At 55.4% G+C, this 16,457-nt stretch carries 12 protein-coding genes and 1 pseudogene; 10 read left to right on the top strand and 3 right to left on the bottom strand.

Going from position 1 to position 16,457, the window contains the following annotated elements:
• Positions 1–1,036: 1,036 nt before the first annotated feature.
• The 3 genes from QNM96_RS17460 to QNM96_RS17450 all read left to right on the top strand — a co-directional run bounded on the left by QNM96_RS17460 (position 1,037) and on the right by QNM96_RS17450 (position 4,081).
• Complete coding sequence (locus QNM96_RS17460; RefSeq protein ID WP_283837945.1) at positions 1,037–1,834, top strand: MarR family transcriptional regulator; 798 nt, start codon at positions 1,037–1,039, stop codon at positions 1,832–1,834.
• Positions 1,835–2,122: 288 nt separating this feature from the next.
• Positions 2,123–3,220: a tyrosine-type recombinase/integrase gene (locus QNM96_RS17455; protein ID WP_283837943.1), complete on the top strand. Its 1,098-nt coding sequence runs from the start codon at positions 2,123–2,125 to the stop codon at positions 3,218–3,220.
• Between the two features lie 705 nt (positions 3,221–3,925).
• Positions 3,926–4,081: a hypothetical protein gene (locus tag QNM96_RS17450; RefSeq protein WP_283837942.1), complete on the top strand. Its 156-nt coding sequence runs from the start codon at positions 3,926–3,928 to the stop codon at positions 4,079–4,081.
• Positions 4,082–4,116: 35 nt separating this feature from the next.
• Here QNM96_RS17450 and QNM96_RS17445 read toward each other — a convergent pair whose 3' ends face one another.
• From QNM96_RS17445 to QNM96_RS17435, 3 genes are all read right to left on the bottom strand, one after another.
• Complete coding sequence (locus QNM96_RS17445) at positions 4,117–5,445, bottom strand: MATE family efflux transporter (RefSeq protein WP_283837972.1); 1,329 nt, start codon at positions 5,443–5,445, stop codon at positions 4,117–4,119.
• Between the two features lie 158 nt (positions 5,446–5,603).
• Positions 5,604–6,395 (bottom strand): IclR family transcriptional regulator, encoded by a 792-nt coding sequence (locus tag QNM96_RS17440; RefSeq protein WP_283837941.1) that lies wholly within the window; start codon positions 6,393–6,395, stop codon positions 5,604–5,606.
• Between the two features lie 191 nt (positions 6,396–6,586).
• On the bottom strand, positions 6,587–7,993 hold the full coding sequence (locus QNM96_RS17435; RefSeq protein WP_283837940.1) for an alpha/beta hydrolase-fold protein: 1,407 nt from the start codon (positions 7,991–7,993) through the stop codon (positions 6,587–6,589).
• Between the two features lie 285 nt (positions 7,994–8,278).
• On the opposite strand from QNM96_RS17435, the gene QNM96_RS17430 reads away from it, so the two are divergent.
• The 7 genes and pseudogenes from QNM96_RS17430 to QNM96_RS17395 all read left to right on the top strand — a co-directional run bounded on the left by QNM96_RS17430 (position 8,279) and on the right by QNM96_RS17395 (position 15,993).
• Positions 8,279–9,442 carry a CoA transferase gene (locus QNM96_RS17430; RefSeq protein ID WP_283837938.1) on the top strand — a complete coding sequence of 388 codons (1,164 nt, stop codon included), beginning with the start codon at positions 8,279–8,281 and terminating at the stop codon, positions 9,440–9,442.
• Between the two features lie 156 nt (positions 9,443–9,598).
• Positions 9,599–10,792, top strand: a pseudogene (locus tag QNM96_RS17425) (CoA transferase).
• 1,149 nt (positions 10,793–11,941) lie between these two features.
• Positions 11,942–12,772 carry an IS5 family transposase gene (locus QNM96_RS17415; RefSeq protein WP_283837936.1) on the top strand — a complete coding sequence of 277 codons (831 nt, stop codon included), beginning with the start codon at positions 11,942–11,944 and terminating at the stop codon, positions 12,770–12,772.
• On the top strand, positions 12,773–13,243 hold the full coding sequence (locus tag QNM96_RS17410) for an MATE family efflux transporter (protein ID WP_345782544.1): 471 nt from the start codon (positions 12,773–12,775) through the stop codon (positions 13,241–13,243).
• Positions 13,244–13,553: 310 nt separating this feature from the next.
• Positions 13,554–13,991, top strand: coding sequence for an MATE family efflux transporter (locus tag QNM96_RS17405; RefSeq protein ID WP_283837969.1), 438 nt, complete (start codon positions 13,554–13,556; stop codon positions 13,989–13,991).
• A 511-nt stretch (positions 13,992–14,502) separates the two neighbouring features.
• Positions 14,503–14,937 (top strand): hypothetical protein, encoded by a 435-nt coding sequence (locus QNM96_RS17400; RefSeq protein ID WP_283837934.1) that lies wholly within the window; start codon positions 14,503–14,505, stop codon positions 14,935–14,937.
• Positions 14,938–14,982: 45 nt separating this feature from the next.
• Complete coding sequence (locus QNM96_RS17395) at positions 14,983–15,993, top strand: IS630 family transposase (RefSeq protein WP_283837933.1); 1,011 nt, start codon at positions 14,983–14,985, stop codon at positions 15,991–15,993.
• Positions 15,994–16,457 lie beyond the last annotated feature (464 nt).

Raw genomic sequence — 16,457 nt, 5'->3', positions numbered from 1 at the left:
TATTATCTCGAGTGCCCGGACGGCCACGCCTCACTCTCGCCGCGGCAGGGATGTCCATCATGTGGCGAAAACATCGACCAGCGACAGCTCCCTTCGACTGGTAAACTCCGTTCCTACACGATGACAAACGTTGGAGCGACACCGTTCAGCGACGAAGTACCGATACTGCTCGGAATTGCCGCGTTCGGCCCGATTTCAGTTACGGGCCGTCTTCCGAATATAAAACCTGAAACGGTGACTTTTGGAATGACCGTTACACTCGAAGTCGAACGGTGTGGTTCGTCAACCGATCGACTGCCGTCTTCCGCGCCAAGAACGGTCAGTAGTAAATTAATCGTTGAGGGAACTTTGAACGGAATGTTGGTAGCTACCAACACCGAATCAGAAATTGTTCAACAGGTAGATAACCTAATGACATAAGATAGACACAATAAAAGGTGTGGAATCGTATAAATAATATATGTCCTTACATTATTATACTTTCAATCGAGTTTCAAACACTACTAGTCGAGCGATATAGTACGTCAATAACACTATTAATAATTATTGGTTGAAAACAAATAAGAAACATCCCACCATACGCACTTTGGTACGAATCAAATGCAGTAATCTCTATCACAGAATGTACATTTCTGGAGAATACTCACAACAGAGGAGGTGAGCTACCACGGAGTTAATCCATATCTACAAATATGGTGCAGTCGTTCGATACTGTTTCTACCTATCCCTTGTCCGAATGGAGCCACGTTTGAAAGTGAATATGCCAACACACATCTGCTCTGGAAATAGTTGGTCGATTTTACCCAGAATAACAGTTTAAATACATGTTTTTTAAATCATCATAAGCTTGTTTTGCAGTCCAAGTTACGAATGAACGCATACTGCAGCGACCGCTCAAACGTGACGAATAATAGTGGCAACTTTCGAGTTCGATTGTAGATTAGTATTACTAGCCGTTGTACTTCTGTTGATCGACCGACCTTCTCCTCTCATTCTCACGTAAACTATTTTTGAGGGTGTCTCTAATTACCACACAATGTCTGAGGAGTCATTGGCGTCCACCCTTGTAGAAATTCTCCCACAACGATTTCAGATTCTGAGCCTGTTGAAAGACCGTCCAATGACACAGAAGGAACTCAGTAAGCACGTCGAGAGTTCCCAATCAACAGTCCACCGAGCTGTAACCACGTTCGTTGAGTTACATATTCTCGAACGAAGAGATGACCAGTACCAATTGACAGATTTCGGTGAGCGCGTCGTATATGAGTATGCCAGTTACCTAGACCAACTTGAGTCACTGTGTGACCGACAACTCGTTCATATGAAAGTCGCTGATTCGATTTCGTTTCAATCCCCTATATTCGAGGATGCTGAGATTTTTTTCAATCAACCATACACGCTGGATGCGGCGAGCCATAAGAACAGGCGGATCATTCAAAATTCGACCAGCGTTCGCAGCGTGCTAGATGGAATCGCTTCCAGTTATCTCGTGGCACACGAATTACTTCTCGAAAATGAATACCATGAAACGACCATAGTAGTTTCCGAAGATGTAGCCAATGCTCTGCTGAATACGTACAAAACAGAAACAAAACAACTGATTCAATCGGATCAGTTTGAATTGTTTCGCGCAACTAGTCAAATACCGTATACAATTACGATTGCAGAGACTGACATAGATTCGTATGCAATATTAATGAAACACGAGAAGAATACGGTAACGTTCAACGTACGAAATAATACCCCTGAAGCGATAACTTGGGCAGAGCAACGGTTCACTGAATGCTTGGAAGGTGCTGAGAAGATAACGATGTCTGATATCGATACCGATTGAGGAGGTTCGATCGTGAATTATGCTTGTTATTCTCACATACCAAGATTCAAGTGGAAGTTGAATACTTCGTTCCAAATTACGAACGTAGACTCCCTAACCGTCCTGCCGTCTCCTCTTCTGCACTGGCAAATTTTATATAGCACTATATGATTTATAGATCTGGATTTTGAGTCGTAGGGCACTCGAGCACACCGAAAATGGCTGGAATAGTCGATACAGAATTCACTTCGTTAAACACCAGTTTAACAAAGTAGATTTATGTGGGTCGACACTGTACCCCACAAGTGAATGTCTGGATCGACTGATCGACGGGCTGACCGCGGGGGGAGGACTGTCGAGGAGGCGGTTTCGCGCTATCTCGGATCGCTGGACTCGGGCGGCTCCCGGTCGACGATGCGCTCGCCGCTCACTGAATTCGCGAGTTTCTGTGACGGAGAAGGTGTGAAGCGAGTCGATCAACTCGAGACGAACACGCTTCGCGAGTACGGGATGTACCTTCGCGAGCGGTATATCGACCAGGAGCTGACAGCGTCGACGGCGAATACGTATTTCAAATATGTGCGTGCGTTCCTCTCGTTTTGCGTTCGAGACGAACTGATAGATGCAAACCCAGCGAATACACAACGATCAGAGGAGTTCCTCCCCGAAGACAAAGGCGATCGAAACCGCCAGTTCTGGGAACCCGAACACCGCCAGCAGCTCATCAACTACGTCACCGAGCGTGTGGATTTAGCCCTCGAGGACTCCATAGACGTCTCTCGGAAAATAGCCTACCGAGACCGGGCGATCGTGGTCCTGCTGGCCGAGGCTGGCGTTCGTGGCGCTGAACTGTTCCGCGATCCACGCGACGACGCCCGCAACGGGGTGACTTGGGGGGATGTCGATCTCGAGAATCACTCTCTCGAGGTATTCGGAAAGTCCCGTCAGTACGAGCGCGTGGGTCTTCCGTCAGATGCTCGAGGGGCGTTGCAACGATATCGACGCGTTGCGGATCCACCGACGGAGGAGTGGCCTGTCTTTCCCACTGATCACGCTCCCTCAAAATATGCAGCGTATCGTGAGAGGGTTGGCGAGGAACCTGATCCAGATATGTCTATTGATGAGGCGCTTCGAACTGCTGAGGTGGCGCCGCCGTCGATCACGAAAGCTGGCGGGCGGTCAGTGATGAAACGGCTCACGAAGGAAGCTGGAATCGAACTCGAGGATGATGACTATCTGAAACCCCATGGCGCGAGACGGGCGTTAGGAGCTGAATTGTACGAAAAAGGCCATTCGGAGTTGGCACAGTCGGCTCTTCGTCACAAATCCATCGAGACAACGCATGAGTCGTATTCCGATATTCAGGCGAAGGACGTTGCTGAGGGGATTGATAAGGTTCGAGACTAAACTATTATTGACTTGACCTACAGCGTGGCACCGTCTAGTGTAGCTTCAGGTCTCAACTCGCTAGCTTAAGCTCTCTGAGAGCCTCCCTGCACGAATGAAAAGGAAAGAACACGTCGTCAATCTCTTTGAGGAGGAACGCAGAACACTGGAGGGTTCATTTCGACCGGTGAACGCAAATCCGAAGACAACACACGTGCGCGGATTCTGCTAAAGGCGGATGACGGGCACACAGATACTGGAATCTGTGAGTACGTCGGCTGCAGTATCGACACACTATACAACGCCGCAAAAACTACTGTTACCGAGGGCTAGCGGTGATTGAGTGGTCAGCGCAACGTTTGAATACATCGTCGTCGAGACCGGGATCGATGGGATCAGGAGACGCAGTTTGCTGACCTGAGACGTTCACAGGTTACGCCAATCACTCCGACTCGATCTTCGAGGAAACAGTGCGACAGCGTCTAAAAAACGACCTGAAGCCACACCGCTCTGAATATTGGCTCATTCCACCGAAAGAGAACACTGAGTTCGCCTATCGAATGGAAACGATTCTCTTACTCTACCAAGAACCGTACGACGAGACTTCTCCAGTTATATGTTTCGACGAATCCAGTAAGGAACTTCGAAAGCACACCCGCGACCCGCCCCCGGCAAACCGGGAGCGGTCGCCCGGAAGGATCACCACTACGAACGCACGGGGCACGAATGCTTCACGTAGCGGCCGAACCGCTGACTGGGTGGTATCATTTTGAGGTGATATCGGTCTCGCCGGGGCTGGGCGAACACACCCGCAAGGTGCTTGCCAAGTTCGCGTACGACGAGGAAGAGATCGATCGGTTGCTCGACGAGGGCGTCGTCTAGGCTGAATAAGGGACAACCGAGACACCCGATTACAGTCAGTCCTCTTTGTCCGCGTTTGTGTCGGTGACGCTGCCGCGTTCGATCATGAGCGTCCGCGCGCGGTCGATCCACCGTCGCCGATAGAAGACGGTACCAACGAGGCACGTCCGCCAGACGTAATCCGCGACGATCGCTACGTAGACGGCGGTGACGCCGTACTCGAGCCGGACGCCGCCGACGTACGCGATGCCGAGCAGGAAGACGCCGGTCCCAGTCAGGCGGGCGAGAAACGGGGTGACGGTATCGCTGCCGCCGCGGAGCGATCCCGAGGTGACGACGGTGGCCGCGATGAGGAACGCGGTAATGGCGTAAATCTGAGTGAACTGGACGGCATGGTCGACAGTTACGGGATCGGTGGAGAAGATCCGAACGAACTGTTCGGCGCCGACGTAGAGCCCGATTCCGGCGACACCGATGGTCCCGATCGCCAACAGTATCGTCGCGACGCCGTCGGCGTACGCCTGGCGCGGATCTTCCCGCCCGAGCGCCTGCCCGACAAGGATGTTCGCCGCGACGCTGTACCCTCGCGACAGCGGAGATGCAATCTGGTGGTACATCCGGCGGCCGATGTGGTAGGCCGCATTCACTTCGGTGCCGAAGACGAGCAGGATCGCGTTGAACGGGAACTCCGCGACGATTTCCGAGCAGCCCTCGCCGATCCGCGGGACGCTGATCACGACGAGCTGTTTCGTGAGGATCAGCTGTGTCGGGACGACGAGCGTGAAGGGACTCCGCGGGCGGTAGATCACGCCGAGGAACAGCGACGCGGCAACGACATCGGCGAGTGCACTCGCGACGGCGACGCCGACCATCGACAGTTCCGGGAGCGGCCCAAGACCGAACGCCAACGCCACCGATCCCACGATATTCAGGACGTTCGCGAACGCGTTGACGAGCATTGCAGTGTACGTGTCGCCCGTTCCCTGTATGGCTCGTGCACCGACGAGAGTTAGGATCGATGCCGGCGCAGCGATCATGACGATCGTCAGATAGGCTGCACCAATCCGGACCACGTCCGCCTCGGCACCCATGATGGCAATAGCCTCGGCGCTGAACACGAGTCCGAACACAGAAAGCGGGAGCCCAAGGGCGCCACCGAGGAGTAACGCCTGGGCTACCGCTTCGTCGCGATTGGCCGTCGCCTCGCTCCCCGTGTCCTGGCTCGAGAGCGTGATCGCACCGTCACCGATCCCAAGACCGATTTGAAGTGAAATCCGCGCGTAGAGATCGGCGAGTCCGACTGCGGCGATAGCTGCTGGCGATAAGAGGCCGGCGATGACGATGTCGGTCGTCCGCATCAGCGTCCGGAGCACCTGCTCGGCCATCACCGGTGAGGCGAGAACAAACCCCCGTTGCCACCGCTGTCGGAGCCGGAGGAGACGAGCTTGAATTTCGGTCACTACCACACAGTCGAAGAGAAGCCAGTTGATTATTTTGGTTACTCTTCACGGATTTTGAAGAATTGTTACAGTAGTGGAGGATATCATAATTCTTCATCACCAGTCTGGAGATTAATCTCGATCATGTTCGCGGCCTGTACTAACCCTTCCGGATACTCTTGCTCGAACACATCGTCTTTGAGTCGACTTGCAGGTCCGGTAAGGCTGACTGCCCCTACTACGCCGTTATCTACGTCTAGGACCGGTGCACCAACTGCGCGGATTCCGTTCATCTCTTCTTCCCTATTCAACGCGAAACCCTGTTCTCGGATGACCTCCAGTTCGCTCCGTAACTTGTCTGGATCCGTAATCGTGTTCGGCGTGAATTGGACGAGACCCTGATTCTCGAGGATCGTTTCAAGCCGCGACTGAGGCAAATGGGCGAGGATCGCTTTTCCGCCGGCGGTACAATGGAGATGCTTCGTCGCCTCGGCCCGTTTTTGGATATGGAAGGACCGACCGATCGCGTTCTCACCGAACCGCTCGTGGAGGACGAACAATTTGCCGTCGTGCTCGAGTAGCAGGTTCGCGATTTCGTCGGTTTCGTGGGCGAGCGTATCGGTCACTCCTTTCCCGGCCTGCAACATTCCACTGTTGTTTCGGATGTGAGCACCGTATAACAGGAAATCGGGGCCGAGCCGATAGGTGGTCCCGTCTTGCTGGACCATGTTCTGTTGCTTGAGCGTCGTCAAGTGATTGTGCACACCGCCAGGGGTGAGCCCGACGCGCTCGGACAGTTCCGTGACTGTCAGGCCGTCGGTCATCCGGAGTTCGTTGAGGATTGTACAGGTGTGTTCGACGGCTTTGATCGTTTTCGGAGGGGTGGTGTTGCCCATGCGTGAGAGATGAGATGCAGCCACTATATCTTTTCTCCTGGTAAATCCCACCCCGGCAGTTGGGATGTAATTTTGTATCGTTAGTTCGGTCTCGTCAGCTGTTCGTTAGTGCGATTGTACTGCTCAAGCCTGCACGAGCAATAAATGGTTAGTGGCCTCACGACCGTCAATTCTCTTCACGGGTGGGTTCGCTATCGAGACGTAATGGAAATGTCAACCGTCTTTGAGTCGCTAACGGCACTTTCGTCGGGTACGTTCCCTCTCGGCTTGGCCGGCGGGCCCGCTCTCACGGTGAACGACAATCGTCCCCCATCATCGGCCGTAACGACACCCGGACTGACACTCGATGCGTGCCCGTCGGCGGTGACGGCAAAGCGATCCTGGGGCTCGTAGAATCCAGGTGTGACAAATTCGATCTTCCCGCTTCCGGTAACGGTAAACCCGTCAGCAGTCACGTTCTCAAGGTCGAGAAACTCGGCAGTCTCTCGGGTGAGTGCTGGACGGTTGACCTGCCACCCCCACACGTCGAAGCTGGGCTCGATGGACCGGTAGTTAAAGCCCGATGGATCGACGGGGTCGCGTCGGAACACCTCTAAGAAGTCGTCCTGTAAGCGTTCGATATCTTGGTGTGCCCATTCGTAGCTGTGACCGCGGTCATGGTTTACGTAGAAGTCGTGCTCAACGTTCGCCGCCGCTAGTCTTTCGACGAGCTCCGTGCCGAATTCGTACGCCGTTGGTTCGACGGGTCCACTATCGCCAACGGCGACATGGACTCGAGTATTCTGGAGGTTTTCCGTGATATACTGTGCGTTGTGGCCTTTCCAGCGCGTCTCTTGTTTGCGTGGATCTCCCCACGCCCCGAGTCGTCCGACCATACCCGGCCCCCAATCACCGGACTCGACCACCTCTTTCGAGTAGTCTATGAGATACGGTGACCCGGAGAGGGCGTACGCACCGGCGTACAGGTCCGGGTGACGGGCCCCCAACGTCAACGAACCCGCCCCACCCATCGAGAACCCGGCCGCGATTCGGCTTTGCCGGTTAGACCGTACCCTGAACTCGTTCTCGATGAAGGGAATGAGTTGATGGACGTGGTACGTCTCCCACTTCGGTGCTCCGAACGCTCCGTCGTTGTACCAGTCAGAGTGCCATCCGTCTGTCCCATCCGGCATTACGACCACGATATCCGCCTCGAAGTAATTTTGCAGCGGTCCGGGGCCGCTGTCGTCCGTTGTCCAATCGGCGGCTGATCCCGCACCCCCGTGGAACAAGTACAACGCCGGATACGTTCGTTCCGACTCGTGGTAGTCGGACGGAACAAACACTCTCGTGTTTGTCTGCTCGTACGGCGGGTCAACTAACGGATTATCGAACGTGTACTCCATTAGCCGGTCGCTGAGCCACTCCTCGTCGACTACCTCTAGCGGTGGGGCCTCCGGGCCAGCGGTTCCGTCCTGAGAGTTGGCCGAAGTCGGTCCGCTACGCGCGGACGCAGAACCCACGAGACCGAACCCAGCAACGCCACCCGCAGCTGCCATGAACCGTCGACGATCAGTACGGTAGTCTTCGCTCGTCGCATTTGGGGTTTGTTCACCCATAACACAACACCACTAGCACGACTATTAAATATTATGGATACTAACAGGGAATGGTTCTTTCTGTGTTTACGTCGCCCAACCGTTCGGCCGGTTGTCTGTACTGGACCCGCTGAGTTCCCACAGTGGACGAGACGGACTGACGATCGGTCCTTCATCCGTTGTCATTGCTCGAGTTTCGACAGCCCTCTCATCGCGTCTCGGTCGGACGCAACGCAGCGGTGTTTGGCACCCGGCGAGCGGTGCGCGACCAGTAAGGCTAACTTGATCGAACGCACTGCTGTGTGTATGGGACCGAAGCCACTAGACGATATCACGCTTGTAGACGCATCTCAGGGAGTTGCTGGACCGACCGCGGGTGTCATTTTCGCCGACCTCGGTGCCGACGTTATCTCCGTCGAACCGCCGGGGGGCAAGACCGCCCGTCACTATCGCAACGGGATCACGCTTCCGAACATCGCGCGCAACAAGCGCTCGATCGTCCTCGATCTGAAAACGCCCGAGGGCGTCGCCGCGCTCCACCACCTCGTCGAGGACGCCGACGCGTTCATCCACAACAACCGGCCGGGGAAGATGGACGACCTCTGCTGTGACTACGAGACCCTCGCCGGGATCAACCCGGAACTCGTCTACTGCTCCGTCACCGGCTACGGCGAGGACGGACCCTACAGCGATCGTCCGGCGGTCGACCCGCTCGCGCAGGCGACGTCCGGCATGATGTGGTCGACCGGCGAACCGGACCGCAAGCCGGCCCGTATTAGTGTGTCCGTCGCCGACTTCTCGACCGGCATCTACGCCGGGTTTGCCATGCTCGCGGCGATCCGCCACGCGAGAGCGACCGGGCAGGGCCAGAAGATCGAGACGTCGCTGTTTGACACGGCGGCCGGATTCATGGGTCACTGGTACACCCTCTACGACAAGACCGGCGAGCAGCCACACCGACAGGGTGATTCGTGGGACACGTACGCGCCCGCCGGCATCTTCGAGACGGCGACGAAGCCGATCTACCTCGCGACGCCGTTTCAGTTCCTCTGGGAGCGCGTCGCGGAAGCGGTCGACCGACCCGACTGGCTCGAGAATCCGCTGTTCGAGTCGAACGACAAACGGCTCGAGAACCGTGAGGAACTCACTGCCGAACTCGAGGCGGAGTTCGCCGACTACAAGCGCGACGAACTCCTAGATCGACTGCTGCCGGCCGGCGTTCCCGCGTCGGAACTCAAGACGGTTGCGGAGGCCGCCCACGACGACCACCTTCACGAGCGCGGGACGCTCCAGTACGTCGAAGACGTTGACGGCTCGGACGTGATCGCCACTGCTTGTCCTGCTCGGTTCTCCGAGACGCCGGCCGAAGTCGAACACGGCCCACACGAGATCGGCGCCGATACGCGAGCGGTACTCTCCGAGTACGGATACGAGGACGAGAAGATCGAAACCCTCCTCGACACTCAGTAGCACGCGACCCGTTTCGTCCGTTTCTCTCGACTATCGCTCCCTTGAGCGGAAGCCGGGTCGAAATCGGCGTCACACACCTGCTATACTGCCCTCTTTTCGCGTAAACGATCATCGAACGAGAACTAGCGTCCCATCCAAAACGTTTTGTCACCTGGTATGCTCCCATCGAGTATGCGCGGGAAGCCCTTAGCGGACATTACCGTTCTCGATCTGTCACAGGCAGTCGCTGCGCCGTGTGCGGGCGTGTTACTCGCAGACTTCGGTGCAAACGTGATCTCCATCGAACCACCGGGTGGCGGCTCCGAACGGGAGTACGGCGGGGGATCGACGATGCCGAACTTCGGCCGGAACAAGCGGTCGATCGTCGTCGATCTGAAAACCGATGACGGCACTGACGTGCTCCATCGACTAGTCGAGGATGCAGACGTCCTCATTCACAACAACCGGCCGGGGAAGATGACCGATCTCGGCTGCGATTACGAGACGCTCTCGGCGGTCAATCCGCAACTCGTCTACTGTTCCGTCACCGGCTACGGCGAGGACGGTCCGTACCGCGACCGCCCCGGATTCGATCCCCTCGCGCAGGCGATGTCCGGTCTCATGTGGACGACGGGGGAACCCGACCGCAAACCCTCGCGGATCGGCGCGCCGACGATCGACTCGGGGGAGGGAACGTACGCCGCCTTTTCGGTGGTGCTGGCGCTCTGGCACGCCCGCGAGACGGGTACCGGACAGAAGATCGAGACCAGCCTTATCGATACCGCGGCGACGTATCTGGGGAACTGGTACACTCAGTACAGCATGACCGGTGAGGTACCGCAGCGACAGGGTTACGCGTGGGATAGCTACGCGCCGGCGGGCGTCTTCGAAACGGGAACCGATCCCATCTACCTCGCGACGCCGTTTCAGGGACTCTGAGAGCGATTCGCGCACGCGATCGATCGGGACGAGTGGATCGACGACCCGCGGTTCGAGACGAACGAGAAGCGCCTCGAGAACCGCGAGGTGCTCACCGACGTCCTCGAGGACGAATTTCGCTCGTACGATCGGGACGAATTGATCAGACAACTGGTTGCGGCCGGCGTCCCGGCCGCCGAGCTCCAGACGGTCGAACAGGCGGCACACGACGAACATCTCCACGAGCGCGGGACGCTCCGGACCGTTACCAACGTCGACGGATCCGAGGTGATCGCGACCGGGCCGCCGGTCAAATTCTCCGAGACGACGGGTTCGGTCGACGACGTTGCGCCCGAACTCGGCGAACACACGTCTGAAGTGCTTGCCGAGTTCGGCTTCGACGCGCCGACGATCGACCGATCGTTGGCCGACGATGTCGTGAACTCGCCGTAGCCGAAACGGTGGTCGAATCTTTTTCACTGCTGGTAAACGATTGCGACTGTCAGTACCCGTGCGAGGGGTTGACGAACCGACTGTTAGTCACCGATATTCTATTACTTGGTAACACAGAACATCATTCATTGCCTCACGGCGCTGTGAGTGACCGTTCTCGATCGAGGGGGTGGCGCATTCGTCCCTACTCCTGCGTGACCTCCAGTAATTATTTACCAGCAGTAAACGAGTGGGAGAGCCAGTGACGGCTGCGAAATGCCCGATGTCGACTGCTTCAGCCACCATTGAAAGCGGTCGACGATGTACAGTGGCTTCGCCACCAGCTTATTTACGAACATACTGTTGTAATAATCCGTGGATCGGACGAGGAGACGACCGGAATTAGCGCATTCACTCACAGTAAAAACTGCACACGCTGCTGATTCAGTACGAGCAACGGACGGTTTAGGCGGTAGTCAACCACGCGAGTAGTGAATTACTCGACGGAGCCGAGTCCCGAACGGGTACTGTCTAGATGAGGGTTTGAGGAATGAGCAGGTTGGCGAGTTGCATGGTCACTTCTCAAACCCTCATATAGATAGTGCCATAAGTGGGAATTATTCACTAGTAATAAATTAAGAATTTCCATCTTGCCATCGCCATTATCCTATATCTCGTGTGAATTCGCAGCGAATATCCGATGTTTCTCACTAATGGTTGGGAAATGCAGATCCAATACGGATGTCTTGTTGAGTATTAAATTATTACTGATATTAAACTTGGGTGTGTAATACCTCCCCTACGAACCATGTGGCGAGAACAAGTAGTTGGACCAAAACACTCAACTTGATACCACGAAATCCCATGGTAGTGGCCAAATTCCGTTCACTTCTTCGCAAGCTAAGGCAGCGCTGGCGTCAAGGGTTCGTTCTCGCCTACCTGGTGATAGTTGAACAAATACTTCGAACGCTGATGCGAACTACGGATATCATTATTGCTGGACTTTTTTCGCCTGCAGCAGTAGCAACAGTCGGACTCGCGGACATCTATGCACGAATCTCATTACAGATTGGTCTCGGAATTGGCGATGGTGGGCTGTGTTGAATCACTAGATGGCGTCGAGATGGGTCGGTAATTCAAAGGATTTGAAGCGGGAGGTCTGCGTTGTCCATGACACAAATCTCCCGCTTCATTGGCGAAGTTGTGCCGGTCGCTCAAAACGTTACTGGCGATGGAGACGAATCCCCCGCCCCGGAAGGTGGCGGCGGATTCGCTGGCTATGCTCTCGTTTCCCTGCATTGTCTGCGGATTTACCTCGATACTTCCTACCGAATGACGATTGACCTGCTCAAGGAGATGCCACAAATAATCGGGGAGATAGGCCTCAGCGCGGCCAATCTCCCTTCTCCACCCACGTTGTGTAAAGCGTTCGACCGAATCAGTATGAGCGTCTGTCGAGTGCTGCTGCGCCAGTCGGCGCAGCTTCACGCCCCCTCGAAACATGGTGCTATTGACGCAACATTCTACGAACGATCAGCCGTGAGCCGTCACTACTGTCAGCGAATAACCTATCGCGTCCAGAAGCTCAAAGTCACGAAACTCGTCGATACAGAGTCCCAATCCGTGCTTGACGTACACTGCTCAACGAACAGAGAAGGAAGCGATGCAGACCTCGCTGAGCAGATCGCCCGCCGGAATTCGGGCGATCTACGGTCTCTTGCCGCCGACAAAGGTTACGACAAACAATCACTCCGCGAAGCGTTACGTAATCTCGACATTAGACCGTTGATCAAACACCGTATCTTCGCACCCTACGATCACGCACACAACGCCAGAATCGACGAACAACGCTACGATCAGCGCTCTATGACTGAAACAGTGAATTCGACTGTCAAGCGCTCTCTCGGCTTCATCGTGCGAGCGCGGTCCTGGTTTCGTGAGCTCCGAGAAATCGCCCTGATGTGTGTCGTCTATAACATAAAGCGAGCCGTGAAACAGTGAATCCCACCGCCTTATGGCGTTTCAACACGGCCCGATGGTGCTATTGCACTCTCGAGTCAGGATACGGGCAGCAACGCAAAGGCGAACCGCGATGAAGCGATCACCCAGGCTCTTCTCCTTGGCGGATTACTCGGATTGCCCCTTTCCATGTTTGGACTCGTATTTAGCCAGACCGCAATCGGGCTCCTCGGTGCTGAATATGGAGTGATACAGTCTGACGCTGCGTACCTCAAAATCATCATGTTCGTTGCACCGGCGTCGATCGTGACGCTCGTCGGTGCACGCGCGATACAGGGAACAGGAGACACACGAACAGCGATGTTCGTCAACGGATTCGCGAACATCTTGAATATACTCGGCTCGATCACACTCGCGTTTGGCCTCGGTCCGTTTCCGGAATTATCGATCGTCGGTATCGCTATTGCGAGCGCTACGTCCGATGTCGGCGCCGCTTGTTATACATTGGCGTAATCTATCGACCGGGAAGTCCATTCACATTCGTATTCTCGAGGGATCTAATTCTCACAAAACAACTCTTCGGGATCAGTTGGCCCAGAATCGCCGAAGGCTGTTCGGAGATCGTCGTGGAGTTCCCGTTCAACGCCATACTGCACGCCTTCGGGACAGAAGTGAACGCTTCATATCATATCGGGCGGCGAATGTATCAACAAATCGTCGCTCCACTGTCACGCGGCTATAGCGTTGCGGCGAATATCCTCGTCGGGCAGGCGCTCGGTCGCGATGAACCAAAGCGGGCGTATGTTAACGGCATCGCGACGATATTTTAGCCGTTCTCAGTGTTGGCGGTGCAGGGCTCGTATTGTTCTTCGCAACTGGACGGTTCGTTCGCGTATTCTCCGGCGACCCCGAGACCGTCGCATATGCGACGAGGTTTGCGCAGATTTACCCTATTACGGCGTTCCTCTTCGCCGCCTCTGTCGTTTTGTCCGGGTCGCTTAGAGGTGGGAGCGATACCGTTACCCCGTTTATCGCCCGGTTGACCGGAACCAGCGTGTTTCTACTCGGGATCTCGTACATTGGCGGTATCGTTCTCGAATACGGCATCGTCGCTGTCTACATTGCGATCGTGGTCGACTATATCTGGCAAACGTGCCTCGTCAGCGCCGTTTACTACCGGAAAGCCTGGATCAGTCGTGCACGATCGCTTATGGTAGAACGGGAAAGTATCACATCGATAGCCGCTGACAAGGACGAGTAATCCACAATTCGCCATTCACGTTCGTCGCGTCCTGTCTCATACTGGCGACTCCCCTCATCCACGGCAACTCGACTTCGGTCCTTCCTCCATCCGTGTTCGGTTAATCCCTCACCTCTGCGTTAAAGTCTTGAGTCACTCACTTGTTCAATGTCTGTAGTTCCCATCGAATCAACGGTTGATCACAACTAACAGAATTATATTCTCAGAAAGCGCCGGGCGAGTGTAAGATTCCATATCACCCAGCCACCGGTCTTACGGCGGCTGACCTTGAAACCTTAGCGCCTGGACTCCTTGCTTCGACTCCGGGATCATCCGGCAGACGCTCCACCAAGTCGCTGTCGGTCAGAAATCATCAAGGCTGTTACCGACAGCGCTCTCAGGACGTACTCCGACGACTACACGCTGGCTCAGCTTCATACCGCCCCACCTGATGAACTCGAAGCTACGGTCAACGACCTTCTCGTCCAGCAGGCGGCGATGATCCTTGACCTCGGCCTGAGGCCCATCTTCTTTGACTTCGTCAATATCCACTAACCACGGCTGTCTATACGCCGAGCTTGTAGAACTGGGCCACACAAAACCACGCGGTGACACCTCTCAGTACCATCGCTACCTCGCTGGATTTGTCCTCTGTCAGGCCAAACCACTCGTCGTCGCAGTCACTGACGTACCAAAGAGCGACGCGGTTGAGCGACTGTTCGACTACATCGCGGCCCTTCCGTTCGAGATCGCCGGACTCCTCACCGACCGTAGGTTCTACGATGGCACGTCTATCGAGCGACTGGTGCCTCTGCATCTAGTCGCTCTCCCGATCGTCTGCGGTGGGGAGCGGATGGCCGAGAACCTGAACACGACGGTTTTCTACTGGACGGAGTACGTGATATACGAGGGAAGCGAGCGGGAACTGGAGTGGTCAGCACTATGTTTGAGCTTTCAGAGAGCGTAATGGATAGCAATGGCGACAAGTCGTCGGATAGAAGTGGAGAGGCATTTGTCGGAAGATCAGCTTGATTCGGCCATTAATGAAGCCCAGAAGGCGGACGAGACGCGTCTCGTCCGGCGACTCTGTTTCATCAAGAATCTATATTTCGGTGATGCAACCAAGGTAGCCGCTCAGCGCGTTGGTGTTTCCCGCCATACCGGTGACCGATGGCTCGCTGGGTGGAATGAAGCGAGTGTCGGCGGGCTTCGACCGAGCTTCGCGGGCGGCCGGCCCGCGAAGCTCTCCCCTGAACAGTTTGAGGAGTTCTTCACCCTCCTCGAAGAGGGCCAACCATGGACACCACAGGAGATCGACGACCTTCTTTGGGATCGCTATGGCGTCACCTACGACCGAGCACATCTCGCCCGAATTCTTCGTGCTGACGGCATGCAATACGCAAAACCACGACCGATGGATCCACGACAATCACCCGATGCCGAAGCAGATTTTCGCGAGCGCCTGGAAGAGGCGCTCGCTAAAGACAACGGTGAGAAGCCACTCGTTCTCGGCTTTTTCGACGCGTGCTGGCCGCAACCGTTCGAGAATTCTCAGCGCATGTGGTCGTACGATCGCACCGTGGAAATCGACAAGCCACTGGTAACGGTTCCCTGGAAAACGCTTGGCTTCTACGCGATTCTCGGGAAGAGAACACTAATCTTTCGGAAACAAACCACCAAAGAGAGCATCTGTGCAGCGTTAGAGGCGATTCGCGAGCAGAATCCGATCGGACGGATTCTGCTCATCGCCGACAACGATGGCGGTCATCACGCGAAATTCACCCAACAACGGGCCGACGAACTCGGCATCGAGTTCGTCTTCCTTCCACCATTCTCGCCTGAATTCAATGCGATCGAACCGCTCTGGAAGACTCTCAAACGGAAGATTTCGCCAGAAATCTTCGAGGGAGAAGATCATTTCGAACAGTTCGTCACTGACACATTTTTAGACATTTCGAAGCGTCTTGGATTCGCGAATAGTTGGATTGAGAAGTTAATTCCAGACGTGCAAATGTTACGCTGACCACTCTGCTTCCCGCTCGCGGTTTATGTCTCTTACCAACACGAAGTAAGCACGGTTTGTTTGTCCGGGCGTACGTGGTGTGCGATCGGACCGATCGCACGCCGAAGGAAGTCGAATCTCTCTACCAGAAACACTCAGCGATCGAGACAGCCTTCTGGATGATGCGAGAAGTACGTGCGCGGACATCCACGACAGATTCGGTGATTCGGTTGTTGTTTGTCCTCGTGAGTCTCTTGTTGCGGAGCTCCTGGGTGATCGTTCGCTGGGGCGTGCTCACCACGCCGCGTCGCAGTGGGCGAGCACTACCCGTCTGGTTCCGATTCGAGGTGTTCCGAAGTGGATTGATCACGCTCTCGACGAGATGTTGCAGCGGAAGTGGGAAGCACCGACCAACCGTGTTGACATCTCAGCGACCTACAGCCAGCTGGACGCGGACTGAGACTGCCCGCGTCCAGCACCAGCCC

Source organism: Halostagnicola sp. A-GB9-2, assembly GCF_030068615.1.
Taxonomy (GTDB): Archaea; Halobacteriota; Halobacteria; order Halobacteriales; family Natrialbaceae; genus Halostagnicola.
The sequence above is the reverse complement of the archived record's forward strand: the minus strand, read 5'-3'. Positions and strand labels throughout refer to the sequence as shown.

Coding starts and splice junctions, on each gene's coding strand:
- QNM96_RS17460 (WP_283837945.1), top strand. CDS start 1,037: ATGTCTGAGGAGTCATTGGCGTCCACCCTTGTAGAAATTCTCCCACAA.
- QNM96_RS17455 (WP_283837943.1), top strand. CDS start 2,123: ATGTCTGGATCGACTGATCGACGGGCTGACCGCGGGGGGAGGACTGTC.
- QNM96_RS17450 (WP_283837942.1), top strand. CDS start 3,926: ATGCTTCACGTAGCGGCCGAACCGCTGACTGGGTGGTATCATTTTGAG.
- QNM96_RS17445 (WP_283837972.1), bottom strand. CDS start 5,445: ATGGCCGAGCAGGTGCTCCGGACGCTGATGCGGACGACCGACATCGTC.
- QNM96_RS17440 (WP_283837941.1), bottom strand. CDS start 6,395: ATGGGCAACACCACCCCTCCGAAAACGATCAAAGCCGTCGAACACACC.
- QNM96_RS17435 (WP_283837940.1), bottom strand. CDS start 7,993: ATGGGTGAACAAACCCCAAATGCGACGAGCGAAGACTACCGTACTGAT.
- QNM96_RS17430 (WP_283837938.1), top strand. CDS start 8,279: ATGGGACCGAAGCCACTAGACGATATCACGCTTGTAGACGCATCTCAG.
- QNM96_RS17415 (WP_283837936.1), top strand. CDS start 11,942: ATGACACAAATCTCCCGCTTCATTGGCGAAGTTGTGCCGGTCGCTCAA.